General features: G+C 68.1%; 5 protein-coding genes. 4 read left to right on the top strand and 1 reads right to left on the bottom strand.

The genetic code is table 11. The annotated features are described in order from the left end of the window. The first annotated feature begins 29 nt into the window (after nt 1-29). Entirely contained in the window at nt 30-518 is a 489-nt protein-coding gene (locus tag DIE15_RS12905; protein WP_057927039.1) for a phage protein NinX family protein, read from the top strand. 86 nt (nt 519-604) lie between these two features. Here DIE15_RS12905 and DIE15_RS12900 read toward each other — a convergent pair whose 3' ends face one another. Beyond that, entirely contained in the window at nt 605-3,709 is a 3,105-nt protein-coding gene (locus tag DIE15_RS12900; protein WP_260428246.1) for a type VI secretion system Vgr family protein, read from the bottom strand. Between the two features lie 618 nt (nt 3,710-4,327). On the opposite strand from DIE15_RS12900, the gene DIE15_RS12895 reads away from it, so the two are divergent. The 3 genes from DIE15_RS12895 to glgB are packed head-to-tail and all read left to right on the top strand — an operon-like array spanning nt 4,328 to nt 13,328. Then, nucleotides 4,328-7,720 (top strand): maltotransferase domain-containing protein, encoded by a 3,393-nt coding sequence (locus DIE15_RS12895; RefSeq protein ID WP_124833430.1) that lies wholly within the window; start codon nt 4,328-4,330, stop codon nt 7,718-7,720. Beyond that, nucleotides 7,720-11,130 carry a maltose alpha-D-glucosyltransferase gene (gene treS, locus DIE15_RS12890; protein ID WP_124833585.1) on the top strand — a complete coding sequence of 1,137 codons (3,411 nt, stop codon included), beginning with the start codon at nt 7,720-7,722 and terminating at the stop codon, nt 11,128-11,130. The genes DIE15_RS12895 and treS overlap by 1 nt, the downstream gene beginning before the upstream one ends. Next, the gene (gene glgB / locus DIE15_RS12885; protein WP_124833429.1) at nt 11,127-13,328 is read left to right on the top strand and encodes a 1,4-alpha-glucan branching protein GlgB; all 2,202 of its coding nucleotides are present in this window, start codon (nt 11,127-11,129) and stop codon (nt 13,326-13,328) included. The genes treS and glgB overlap by 4 nt, the downstream gene beginning before the upstream one ends. The last annotated feature ends 2 nt before the right edge of the window (nt 13,329-13,330 follow it).

The raw sequence follows: 13,330 nt of genomic DNA, 5'->3' as shown, positions 1-13,330 counted from the left end.
TGCCTGATGGAACCTGACGGAGCTTGCCGATGCGAACCGACGAACTCGCCGGAACGGCCCTCGATTACTGGTGCGCGCGCGCGTTGTGCGCGGACGACGAAGACACGCTGTGCTTCACGGCCGTCGAACCGAAGGTCATCGTGACCGCCGCATGCGATGCATTGCGGCGCCTCGACGCGCATTTCGCACCGTCGGCGTCATGGGCCGACGCGGGGGCGGTGCTCGAGCGCGTCGGCGATCTTCGGATCGCGCGCCGCGGCGACGGCGTCGAATGCGACGCGTGCTTCATCGACCGTCCGTCGACCTGTGCGGCCCGTGCGCCGGACATGCGCACCGCATTGCTGCGCGCGTTCGTGCGAGCGCGCTTCGGCGACACGGTCGAGACGCCGCCGTCGTTCGCGCATCGGATCGAACGCGGCGCCCCGGTGCGCTACGACCCCGGTGCGCCGCTTCCCGAGGCGGACGATGATCCGGCTACGGGAGACAGTTCGGATATCCGGTCGATTCCGCGCATGTGAGGCTGCGCCCCATGGGTAGTCCGTTGCGGTCGAATTGCCACGACCGTGCGGCGCACATGTAGAAACGACAACGTCCGACGCGCGGGTTATCCGTACTCGCGCAAAACGTCATTCGTATAGAGGCGCGGTCCCCAAAAAAGGCGCCACGCAATACTCAGCAAGACGAAGACGCCAATCGCAATCGTAAATACCGTCTCGACCCTTATCTTTCCAGCCCCACTGTTATCTAGTTCATAGTCGTCCTCTGGCCAATTCAAAGCGTCGGCTCGCTCGGTCGTCGGATACAGATTGATGGTGATGTTCGGGTTGAGCGCCGGAGCGTCGGCCACTCGTACGACATGCACGTCGGCACAAAATTTGACGGAGATTCGACAACCGCAGGCACCACCCTTCTGGCACCCGTCGAGAATGAGCTTGTAGTTGCCCTGATTCAGGGTCTTTTCAATCTGATTCTTGTAGGTAGAAGCGCCGACTTCCTTCGGGTCGCGCTCCACCAGCATCAGCCCCTGCTCTGCGAGGGTCTTAGGAGAATTTGCTCCGTTCCGGAAGGTTTCGTACTGGACAACAACGTAGTCATTGTTCGCGTCCCGCAACGGCTCCCGGGTCGCTCGATTCATTTTCACCAGCAGTCGCGGCACTAATGCGATAACCACCTTCGCTGTCAACGTTTTACTGACCGAATCGTAGGTGAACTGGCATGTGGTCGGCGCCGTCCCTGCACACATGACAGGTTGACCATCCTCCGTAAGACGCTCGGTTCTCGTCCAACCATACTTTTGATAGGGTGGCGTCTCCCGCATCATCGTTGCCGATTCAACAAAATCGGCCAGCTGCCAGTTACACGGCGCCGGATTCTGCAACTGAATGGGATCAAGCGGGACGCAGATCGACTTCTCGTTTTCGGCGTCGTTCACAGTCAAACCGCCATTGCCTAGCGTTTTCGAACCCGCACCAGATTTCCCACCGAATAGGCCACCGAGAAGCGACGGCGCCGCGACGCCGGTATCGGCCGAAGCATCCGTCACGGACGCAGGAGACGCCGGTGGAACAAAGTTCGGGTTGGTCCGCCACACGTCACATTGCGTCGTATACGGCACGAATGCCGGCGCAAATGCCGCGCCCCCCAGATCCATCTGCGCCGGCCCGGTCTTTTTCAGGCTGCTGGTCTTGAACAACACGCCGCCGCGCGTCCCCATTTCGATGCCGCCTGGCGTCATGCGGAAATACGAGCCGCCTACGTTCAACACGATTTCCTTGGACGACTTGACGTGGAGCACGCCGTTCACCGTCTCGACCGTCATGTCTTCCTGCGACGCAAGCTGCATGCGTCCGCGCTGTGCCTGCAGGACGACTGCGCCCGCCGCCGCAATCAGGCTCATGCCTTTCTGCGTGAACAGCGACACCATGTCGTGCGCGGCCACCGTAAAGCGCTTCCACACGCTCCAGCTCGCATCGCCCCTGGCGATGCCCATGATGTTTTCACCGGCGACGACCTGCACGCTCTTGCCCGCCACCACGCCCGCCGATGCCGGTGAGGTCACCAGCACACTGGACTGCTGAAGCTGGTCGAGCGCCTTGTTCGCGGCTCGCTGATTGGCGATATCGGCCGCTTCGGCCTTCGACGCCTGAGCGGACGATGCCAGTGCTTTCGCCAGCGCCAACGCATCCTCGAGCTGTGCAACGGTTTCCTGCATGTCGAGTTGCTTGCCTGACGCACCGTTTCGCGCATAGGCCGACACCAGGACACCCGCACCGCCCCGCAGCGCGGCAGGCCCATCCGATCTCAGTTCGGCACCGCTCCCCCGCTCGCTCTGGCCGCGGTCTACCATGTGCCCGAGATTGAGTTGCGACTTGCCATGCTCGGTCGCAACCTTGATATGCTCGCGCCCTTCCCTGTCATCCATCTCCAGCGTGTTGTTCGAGCGCGTGCGGATCGTGTTGCGCGTGCCCCAGGGAACACCTGCGACGATCGGATCCGTGTGTTGTGCGGTATGCAGCACGTGGCTGATGAACGGCAAATCCACGCAACCCCACAGGAAGCTCACACCAACCACCGTGCCTTCAACGAGTCCGAAGTGAAAACCGGTGTGGTTCGGCCCCGCGAACGGTTTCGCCAGCCTCATCGGGCAGCTTTGCAGACCCGGCGTCCGCGTGTCGCGATCCAGATGAAGATCGACGATGTATTCGCCCTGGCTATCGAGGTAGGGGCTTTTCCAGCCGCCGGACGACGCGATCGTCCCGGTAATGACCGCATCGATCCGGGGCCAGGTTTCTTCCTTCAATGGCATTCGATACTGGCGATCCGATGGAATCGCATCGAACGTCACGTGATAGGCCTGCCTCCGGCTCGCACCGCACGTCACGCGCACGACGGCGAGCCCGTGCTTCGCATCGGGCAATTCCCGGTTCGATAGCTTCAGCACGGAGCCGGGCGTGAGGTCCAGCATGTCGCACTCGCCGCGATATTCGACCTGACCGGCCAGCGCTGCCTCGCGGCGCAGTTGCGCCTCTTCCTTCGCCTCGTCCTCGCTCTGATTCGGCGCTCCCCAGGTATACGCTTCACCGTACGTCGTGCGGTCGTCGCGAATCGGGCTGACCGCCTCGATCGGATCCGAGATCGCCGCTTCCGTGTTGAACGTGCGTACCGCATAGGCCGTCGGCAAGGTCGTCGCGCGCATTTCGAGCGCGCTGACGGACTCGATGCCGCTGGCATCCAGCCCGCTGTGCGGCCGGTACGCGACCGTCAGACGCTCGGGATCGCGGCGGTAGTGCGCATAGTCGTCGCCGAAGCACACCCGCTCGCACCGCTCGCCTTCGTCGCACACGAACCAGATGCCCGAGCGTCGGCACAAGCGCGTGATGAACGCCAGATCGTCCTCGCCCCATTGCATCACGAAGCTGCGTTTGCGGTACGGCCGATTCAACCTGAACTCGAAGTCGGCGAAGATCTTATTGAACTCGTGCTCCCGCAGAATCCGCTCGATGATCTCGGGAATGCTCATGTCGAGGAAGAATCGACACTTTGGCGCATTGCGCAACAGCGCCAGCCGTGATTCCAGCACGATCTCGTACAGTGACTGATCGCGGTTCACAGCCTTCAACGCAAAGCCCGTCACGACACCTTGCACGCGCCGCGCCGCTTCCGGCTGACTCCATCGGTCCTGCGCTGGCAGGCTGAATGACGAACGCACCCATCCGTTTCAGGAATTCGCTGCGCGACAGGTCATGACGGGAATGCGTGAACCGGATCGTGTACTTCGTCGGCTCACCGATTCCGCGTGTGCCTTCGAACTCGTACACGTCCGCGAGTGCGGCTGCGGGCGCGCCCTGGATATCCAGGCTGTAAAACTGGTGGATGTCGATACCCGCGCGCGCGGGTATATCGGAAATGGCCGTGCTTTTGGTCAAGGCGCCCCCGTCGAACGTTTTCGGAATATCGCGAGCGATCCTAACCGTCCGGGAGGCAATGCCACCATAGGACTCGTATGATTTTGACGCGAACATTTCACCGGGCTCGGCTCTTGCATACCGCACCTGCAGCGATGGATGCCGCATCCCGCCCGAACGTCGAGATTTTCATCGGTGACTCGACGTCATTGGCAAAAATTTCACGAAGCCGGACCACTCCGCGGCGACGCGAACCCGCGTAAAAATCCCGCGACCGTCCACCTGCCCCATGCAAAAAGCGACCGTCCCGGACCGCCGCGAGCCGCGCGGGGGCTTGCCGCGCCGGATGCATCGCGGCGGGAACGCGCATTGCGGCGAACATGGGCATTGCCGATCCCGCCGCCGCCCATCGACGCCATTCCATGAACGCCACCCCACCCTTCGCCCCGCACCTCTATTTCTGCGACGCCCGCCTCATCGGCCCGCTCGACGCGTGGCCCGACACGTTCGCGCACATCGCGGGCATGGGCTTCGACCATGTACTGATCGGCGGCTTCTGGGCCGCCAGCGTCGCGGGCTTTCCGCGTCACGTCGCCGACTTCCACCGGCCGGCCGCAACGTTCGCGACGCGCGCCGGCGCGCTCGAGACGTTCTCGCGGCTCGCGCAGCTCGCGCACGGTCACGGGCTGCGCGTGCTGCTCGAAGTCGTGCCGGACCGCATCGCCCGCGACAATCCGCTGCGCGCCGAGCATCCGGACTGGTACGTCGAGCGCGCGCACGACGACGCGCTGATCGATCCGCGCAGCGCCGCACATGAAACGGATGTCGCGCATGCGCAGATCGGCGAGGACGCGACGCACGACGCGCTCGCCGCCTGGTGGTGCAAGCACCTGGCCACGTTCGCGGACGCCGGCGCGGCCGGCTTCCTGGTCGACGCGCCGCACCGCCTGCCGGCCGCGTGGTGGCCCGGCTGGCGCGCGGCGCTGCGCCGCGCGCGCCCGGACGTCGCGGTGTTGGCCGGCGTGCCCGGCCATGCGCGCGACGCGCTCGCGCAGCTCGACGCGGCCGGCTTCGACGCGGTGTTCTCGTCGGTACGCTGGTGGGACCTGCACGCGCCCTGGTTCGTCGACGAACACCGGTTGCTGCGCCGCATCGGCTCGCCGATCGCGTTTCCGGACGCATTCGACGGCCCGCGTCTCGCCGACGGCTGGCGCATGGCGCCGGATGAAACGGTCGCCCGCGCATACCACCGTGCATTGTGGACCGCGGCATCGGTCGGCACCGGCTGGCTCGTGCCGATGGGCTTCGAGCGCGGCGTCGCGCTGCCGCTGATGGCACGCGACGCTAACGCCGCGCGCTACCGCGCCGCGTTCGACCGGGCGCGCTTCGACCTGTCCGGCGCGATTGCCGATGCGAATGCGTGGCGCCGCGCGACACCGCTCGCGGCCGAGCGCGGCGAGATCGCGCAGCTGAGCGCGCCCGGCGCGGCCGCGACCGCGCTGCTGCGCGGCATGGGCCCGTCGCTCGAACACGACGACACCGCGCTGCTGATCGCGCTGAATCCCGCGCTCGATACGCCGGCGCGCGTCGATCCCGCGACGATCCTGCCCGGCGTGCCGGGCGGCTTCACGCACGTCGCGACGCCGGACGGCACGCACAAGCACGCGCCGGTCGCGCTGGAAGCCTTCACGCTCGAGCCCGGCGGCTATGCGCTGCTCGATGCGTGGCGCGCGCCGCCCGCGACCACGCACGCCGATGCGGCACGCGAGCGCACCGCGCTGTCTGCCGCACGCTCGGCCGACCGGATCGCGATCGAGCGCGTCGAGCCGGCGGTCGACGGCGGCCGCTTCGCGATCAAGCGCGTGATCGGCGAAACACTGGTTGTACACGCATCGATCTTCACCGATGGCCACGCGCATCTCGCGGCCGCGCTGCAATGGCGCGCGGACGACGAAGACGACTGGCGGGAAGCGCCGTTCGTCGCCGAACCGAACGACCGCTGGCACGCGCGCATCGCGCTCGACCGGCTCGGCCGCCACGCGTTCCGCGTGATCGCATGGCGCGACGACTGGGGGTCGCTCGTCACCGACGTCGCGAAGAAGCGCGCGGCCGGCCAGGACGTGACGCTGGAGGTACGCGAAGCGCAACTGCTGCTCGCGACCGCGCTGAAGCTCGCCGAGCCGGCCGATCCGCGCGCGCGCGCGCACATGGAACGGCTGGCCGCCGATTTCAAGGACGCGTCGCCCGACGACCGCCTCGCGCTGCTCGGCGCGCCGGCACTCGCCGACGCGTATGCGGCGCTGCGCTACCGGCCGTTCGTCACGCACGATGAAACCGTCTACCCGGTCGAGGTCGAACGCCGCGCCGCGCGCTTCTCGAGCTGGTACGAGATGTTCCCGCGCTCGGCGAGCAACGACCCGCACCGGCACGGCACGTTCGACGACGTGATCGCGCAACTGCCGCGCATCCGCGACATGGGTTTCGACGTGCTGTATTTCCCGCCGATCCACCCGATCGGCACGACCGCGCGCAAGGGCCGCAACAACACGCTGAAGGCCAGCGCCGACGACGTCGGCAGCCCGTACGCGATCGGCTCGCCCGACGGCGGCCACACGGCCGTGCATCCGCAGCTCGGCACGCTCGCGTCGTTCCGCGCGCTGGTCGATGCGGCACACGCGCAGGGGCTCGAGATCGCGCTGGATTTCGCGATCCAGTGCTCGCCCGACCATCCGTGGCTCGCCGCGCACCCGGGCTGGTTCGCATGGCGGCCCGACGGCTCGCTGCGCTATGCGGAGAACCCGCCGAAGCGCTACCAGGACATCGTGAACCCCGACTTCTACGCACCGGACGCGCTGCCCGGCCTGTGGCTCGCGCTGCGCGACGCGGTGCTGTTCTGGGTCGATGCCGGCGTGCGGATCTTCCGCGTCGACAATCCGCACACGAAGCCGCTGCCGTTCTGGGCGTGGATGATCGCCGACGTGCGCGGCAGGCATCCGGACGTCGTGTTCCTGTCGGAGGCGTTCACGCGGCCGGGCATGATGTACCGGCTCGCGAAGATCGGCTTCTCGCAGTCGTACACGTATTTCACGTGGCGCGAGACGAAGCGCGAATTCATCGACTATTTGACCGAGCTTGCGGCCGGCCCCGCGCGCGAGTTCTTCCGGCCGAACTTCTTCGTGAACACGCCCGACATCAATCCGCGCCATCTGCAGAACGCGCCGCGCTCGCAGTTCGTGATCCGCGCGGCGCTGGCGGCGACGCTCGCCGGGTCGTGGGGCCTGTACTCGGGCTTCGAGATCGGCGAATCGGCGCCGCTGCCCGACAGCGAGGAATACGCGGACGCGGAGAAATACGAGCTGCGCGTGCGCGACTGGAACAAGGCCGCGCACATCGGTGCCGAAATCGCGCGACTGAACCGCGCGCGGCGCGACCATCCGGCGCTGCAGACGCACCTCGGCCTCACGTTCGTCGACGCGGACAACGACCAGGTGCTCGTGTTCGTGAAGGCGACGCCCGCGCACGACAACGTCGTCGCGGTCGCGATCAGCCTCGACCCGTGGCATCCGCAGGCCGCGAACTTCACGCTCGACGCATCGCTGTGGCGCGGCTTCGGGCTCGTCGACGGCGAACCGCTCGACGCGCTCGAACAGGACGCCGCGCATGCCGAAACCTGGCGCGGGCATCGCCAGTACGTATCGCTCGACCCGCACGTGCGGCCGTATGCGATCTGGCGGCTCGCGCCGTCTCCCGGCGCCGCGCGAGCCGCGGCGCCCGACCCGGGCGTTGCCCGGGGCCCTTCCGGAGCACACGCATGATGAAACGCGAAGACTCCCTCGACGACGTGCGACGCGCGCAGTTCCCGTCGCTCGCACCGGCCGGCACGCCGCGCCGGCGCCGTTCGCGGCGCCGTGCGCCCGCACTCTGCGCGGACGATCCGCTGTGGTACAAGGACGCGATCATCTACCAGGTGCACGTGAAGTCGTTCTACGACTCGAACAACGACGGGATCGGCGACTTCCCGGGCCTGATCATGAAGCTCGACTACATCGCCGAGCTCGGTGTCGACACGATCTGGCTGCTGCCGTTCTACCCGTCGCCGCGCCGCGACGACGGCTACGACATCGCCGACTACCGCGACGTGCATCCCGACTACGGCACGCTCGCCGACGTGCGCCGCTTCATCCGCGAAGCGCACGCGCGCGGGATCCGCGTGATCACCGAGCTCGTGATCAACCACACGTCGGACCAGCATCCGTGGTTCCAGCGCGCGCGGCGCGCGAAGCCCGGCTCGATGCATCGCGACTACTACGTGTGGTCCGACACCGACACGAGATACGCGGGCACGCGGATCATCTTCCTCGATACGGAAACGTCGAACTGGACGCACGACCCCATCGCCGGCCAGTACTACTGGCACCGCTTCTACTCGCACCAGCCGGACCTGAACTTCGACAACCCGGCCGTCGTGCGCGAGGTGATCCAGGTGATGCGCTTCTGGCTCGATCTCGGCATCGACGGGCTGCGGCTCGACGCGGTGCCGTACCTGGTCGAGCGCGAAGGCACCAACAACGAGAACCTGCCCGAGACGCATGCGGTCCTGAAGCGGATCCGCGCGACGATCGACGCCGAGTATCCGAACCGGATGCTGCTCGCGGAAGCGAACCAGTGGCCGGAGGACGTGCAGGAATACTTCGGCGACGAGAACGAATGCCACATGGCGTTCCACTTCCCGCTGATGCCGCGCATCTACATGTCGATCGCGAGCGAGGACCGCTTCCCGATCGTCGACATCATGCGGCAGACGCCCGCGCTCGCGCCGAGCAACCAGTGGGCCGTGTTCCTGCGCAACCACGACGAGCTCACGCTCGAGATGGTGACCGACTCGGAGCGCGACCTGCTGTGGCAGACCTACGCGTCCGACCGGCGCGCGCGGATCAATCTCGGGATCCGGCGCCGCCTCGCGCCGCTGATGGAGCGCGACCGGCGCCGCATCGAGCTGATCAACTCGCTGCTGCTGTCGATGCCCGGCACGCCGGTGATCTACTACGGCGACGAACTCGGGATGGGCGACAACATCCACCTCGGCGACCGCGACGGCGTGCGCACGCCGATGCAATGGTCGTCGGACCGCAACGGCGGTTTCTCGCGCGCGGACCCGGAACTGCTGGTACTGCCGCCCGTGATGGGCTCGCTGTACGGCTATGACGCGATCAACGTCGAAGCGCAGACGCGCGACCCGCATTCGCTGCTGAACTGGACGCGCCGGATCCTGTCCACGCGCCGCGCGACGCAGTCGTTCGGGCGCGGCACGATCCGCTTCCTGCGTCCGGAGAACCGCAAGGTGCTTGCATACCTGCGCGAACTCGAAGGCCACGAGACGGTGCTGTGCGTCGCGAACCTGTCGCGCGCGTCGCAGGCGGTCGAGCTCGACCTGTCCGAATTCGCGGGCCGCGTGCCGATCGAGATGACGTCCGACTCGGCGTTTCCGCCGATCGGGCAGCTCACGTACCTGCTCACCTTTCCGCCGTACGGGTTCCTGTGGTTCGTGCTGTCCGAGCACGGCCGCGAGCCGTCGTGGCGGCAGCCGCACGCGGAGCCGCTGCCCGAACTCGTGACGATCGTGATGCGGCGCGGCGACGTGCGGCCGGACGTCGGGCAGCTTCATACGCTCGCGCACGATGCGCTCGCGTCGTGGCTCGCGCGGCGGCGCTGGTTCGCATCGAAGGATCGCGCGATCGGCGACGCGTGGCTGAACATCGTCACGCCGATGCCGGACGAACCGTTCCAGTACGCGGAGGCCTGGGTGTCCGCAAGCGACGGCGGCGTCGAACGCTACGTCGTGCCGCTGGCCGCCGCGTGGGGCGGCGAGACGTCGCATCCGCTGTTCGCGCAGCTCGCGCTCGCGCGCGTGCGGCGTGGCCATACGGTCGGCTACCTGACCGACGCGTTCGCGCTGCCGTCGTTCGCGCGCGGGATGCTGCGCAAGCTGCGCGACGGCGCGACCGTGCCGACGTCCGACGGCGGCCGCCTGGACTTCCTGCCCGAGTTCGCGCTCGCCGGGCTCGATCCCGGCGACGACGCCGAGGTGCGCTGGCTCGCGGCCGAGCAGAGCAACAGCTCGCTCGTGATCGGCGACGCGATCGTGCTGAAGCTGGTGCGCAAGGTCGCGCACGGCATCCACCCGGAAGCGGAGATGAGCCGCCACCTGACGCGGATCGGCTATGCGAACACCGCGACGCTCGCGGGCGAAGTCGTGCACGTCGATCCGGACGGCACGCCGCATACGGTCGCGATCCTGCAGCGCTACGTCGACAACCAGGGCGACGCGTGGACGCGCTCGTTCGACTTCCTGAGGCGCGCGGTCGACGAGCTCGCGCTGCCGGCCGTCGACGATGGCGAAGCGGCCGAGCCCGACGAGGAACCGGATGCGCTGCTCGGCTACGCGGCGTTCGCGGGGATCGTCGGCACGCGGCTCGGCCAGCTGCACGTCGCGCTCGCGCAGCCGTCCGACGACCCGGCATTCACGCCGGAGCGCGCGACGCCGGACTACGTCGACCACTGGTGCATCGACGCGATCGCATCGTTCGAGCAGGCGCTCGACGTGCTGGCCACGCGGCTCGATGCGCTCGACCCGACCGAGCGCGCCGCGGCCGATACGCTGCTCGCGTCGCGCGAAGCGGCCGTGCAGGCTCTCGGCGAACTGGTGCCGCGCACGCTCGACGCGCGATGCATCCGCATTCACGGCGACTTCCATCTCGGCCAGGTGCTCGACGTGCAGGGCGACGCGCTGCTGATCGACTTCGAGGGCGAGCCTGCGCGTGCGCTGGAGCGGCGCCGCGCGAAGTCGCATCCGCTGCGCGACGTGGCCGGCTTCCTGCGCTCGCTGTCGTACGTGAGCGCGACCGCGCAATTCGCGATCGAGAAGGCGCCGCCGCAGGCGGAGCGCCGCAAGCGCGCGCTATACGACCGGTTCGGGCAGGCCGCCGCCGATCGCTTCGTCGAATGCTATCGCGCGGCCACCGACCACGCGCCCGAACGCTTCGTCGACCCGCGCTATGCGGACCGCCTGCTCGCGCTGTTCCTGATCGACAAGGCGTCGTACGAGCTGTGCTACGAAGCCGCGAACCGCCCCGACTGGCTCGGCGTGCCGGTGGGCGGGCTCGCCGCGCTCGTCGAACGCCTGCTCGATGCCGACGGCGCTTCCGACAACGGAGACCCCCGATGACCGATACGCTGTTCGACCGCCGCGATATCGATGCGCTGCTCGCCGGCCGCCATCCGGACCCGTTCGCGTGCCTCGGCCCGCACGGGCATGCGGGCGCGACCGTCGTGCGCGCGCTGCTGCCCGGTGCGCGGCGCGTGCGCGCGGTGACGCCCGACGGCGACGAGCTCGGCACGCTCTCGTGCGTCGACGATGCCGGCTGCTTTGCAGGAACGATCGCGCACGACGGCCACTACCGGCTGGCCATCGACTGGCCCGACGCGCGCCAGGTGACCGACGACGCGTATGCGTTCGGCCTGCTGCTCGACGACGCGGCGCTCGCGCGTTTCTCGGCCGGCGACCCGGCCGCCGTGCTCGACTGCCTGGGCGCGACGCCCGCGCGCGTCAACGGGATCGACGGCGTGCGGTTCGCGGTATGGGCGCCGAACGCGCAGCGCGTGTCGGTGGTCGGCGCCTTCAACACCTGGGACGGCCGCCGTCACCCGATGCGGCTGCGGCGGCCGTGGGGCGTATGGGAGCTGTTCGTGCCGGGCATCGGCGCCGGCGAGCACTACAAGTACGAGCTGTGCGCGGCCGACGGGCACGTGCTGCCGCACAAGGCCGATCCGTGTGCGCGCGCGACCGAGGCGCCACCCGGCACCGCATCCGTCGTCGCCGATACGGCGGCGCTCGACGGATTCGCATGGCACGACAACGGCTGGCTGCACGCGCGGCCGCACGCGGACCGCCGCTTTCGCATCCCGTGGTCGATCTATGAAGTGCATCCCGAATCGTGGCAGCGCGTGCCCGAGGAAATGGATCGCAGCGCGACCTGGGACGAACTCGCCGAGCGGCTGATCCCGTATGTGCGCGGGATGGGCTTCACCCATGTCGAATTCATGCCGATTTCCGAGTACCCGTTCGGCGGCTCGTGGGGCTACCAGCCGCTCGCGCAGTTCGCGCCGTCCGCGCGCTTCGGGCCGGTCGACGGCTTCGCGCGCTTCGTCGACCGCGCGCATGCGGCCGGCATCGGCGTGATCGTCGACTGGGTACCCGCGCACTTTCCGAACGACCCGCACGGCCTCGCGCAGTTCGACGGCAGCGCGCTGTACGAGCATGCCGATCCGCGCGAAGGCATGCACCCGGACTGGAACACCTGCGTGTTCAATCTCGGGCGCAACGAAGTCGGCGCGTTCCTCGTCGCGTCGGCGCTCGCGTGGGCGCGCCGCTATCACGTCGACGGGATCCGCGTCGATGCGGTCGCGTCGATGCTGTACCGCGACTATTCGCGCAAGGAAGGCGAATGGGTGCCGAACATCCACGGCGGGCGCGAGAACCTCGAATCGGTCGCGTTCCTGCGCGCGCTGAACGATACGCTGCACGGGGTGCTCGCGCCGGCCGGCGTCGTCACCTTCGCGGAGGAATCGACCGCATGGCCGGGCGTCACCGCATCGACCGTCGACGGCGGGCTCGGCTTCGACTTCAAGTGGAACATGGGGTGGATGCACGACACGCTCGCCTATCTGCGCGAGGATCCGATCCATCGCCGCTATCACCACGACCGGATGACGTTCGGGCTCGTCTATGCGTTCTCCGAGCGCTTCGTGCTGCCACTGTCGCACGACGAGGTCGTGCACGGCAAGGGTTCCCTCGCCGCGAAGATACCCGGCGACGCCTGGCAGCGGCTCGCGACGCTGCGCGCGTACTTCGGCTTCATGTGGGCGCATCCGGGCAAGAAGCTGCTGTTCATGGGCAGCGAATTCGCGCAATGGGCCGAATTCGCGCACGACGCGACACCGCACTGGGACCTGCTCGACGCCCCCGCGCATCGCGGCGTGCAGCGGCTCGTGCGCGACCTGAACCGCGCGTATGCGGCCGAGCCGGCGCTGCATGCGCTCGACTGCCACGCGGCCGGCTTCGCGTGGCTGATCGGCGACGATCGCGACAACAGCGTGTTCGCGTTCGCGCGCCGCGACGAGTCCGGGCGCCTCGTCGTCGCGATCTGCAACTTCACGCCGGTGCCGCGCGCCGGCTATCGCGTCGGGCTGCCCGCGCCCGGGCAGTGGCGCGAACGGATGAACACCGATGCCGCCGTGTACGGCGGCACGAATGCCGGCAACGACGGCGCCGTGTGGGCGGAAGACATCCCCGCGCACGGCGAGTCGTGGTCGGCCGCGTTGCGCCTGCCGCCGCTCGCCACCGTCTGGCTGAGCCCGGCCTGACA

It is taken from the genome of Burkholderia sp. Bp9031 (assembly GCF_003857965.1).
In the GTDB taxonomy this organism is placed as follows: Bacteria; Pseudomonadota; Gammaproteobacteria; order Burkholderiales; family Burkholderiaceae; genus Burkholderia; species Burkholderia ambifaria_A.
This window is presented reverse-complemented; position numbering and strand designations above follow the sequence as displayed.

Bases quoted from the DNA above. Each gene is read 5' to 3' on its own strand.
- DIE15_RS12905 (WP_057927039.1), top strand. From the start codon at position 30: ATGCGAACCGACGAACTCGCCGGAACGGCCCTCGATTACTGGTGCGCG.
- DIE15_RS12895 (WP_124833430.1), top strand. From the start codon at position 4,328: ATGAACGCCACCCCACCCTTCGCCCCGCACCTCTATTTCTGCGACGCC.
- treS (WP_124833585.1), top strand. From the start codon at position 7,720: ATGAAACGCGAAGACTCCCTCGACGACGTGCGACGCGCGCAGTTCCCG.
- glgB (WP_124833429.1), top strand. From the start codon at position 11,127: ATGACCGATACGCTGTTCGACCGCCGCGATATCGATGCGCTGCTCGCC.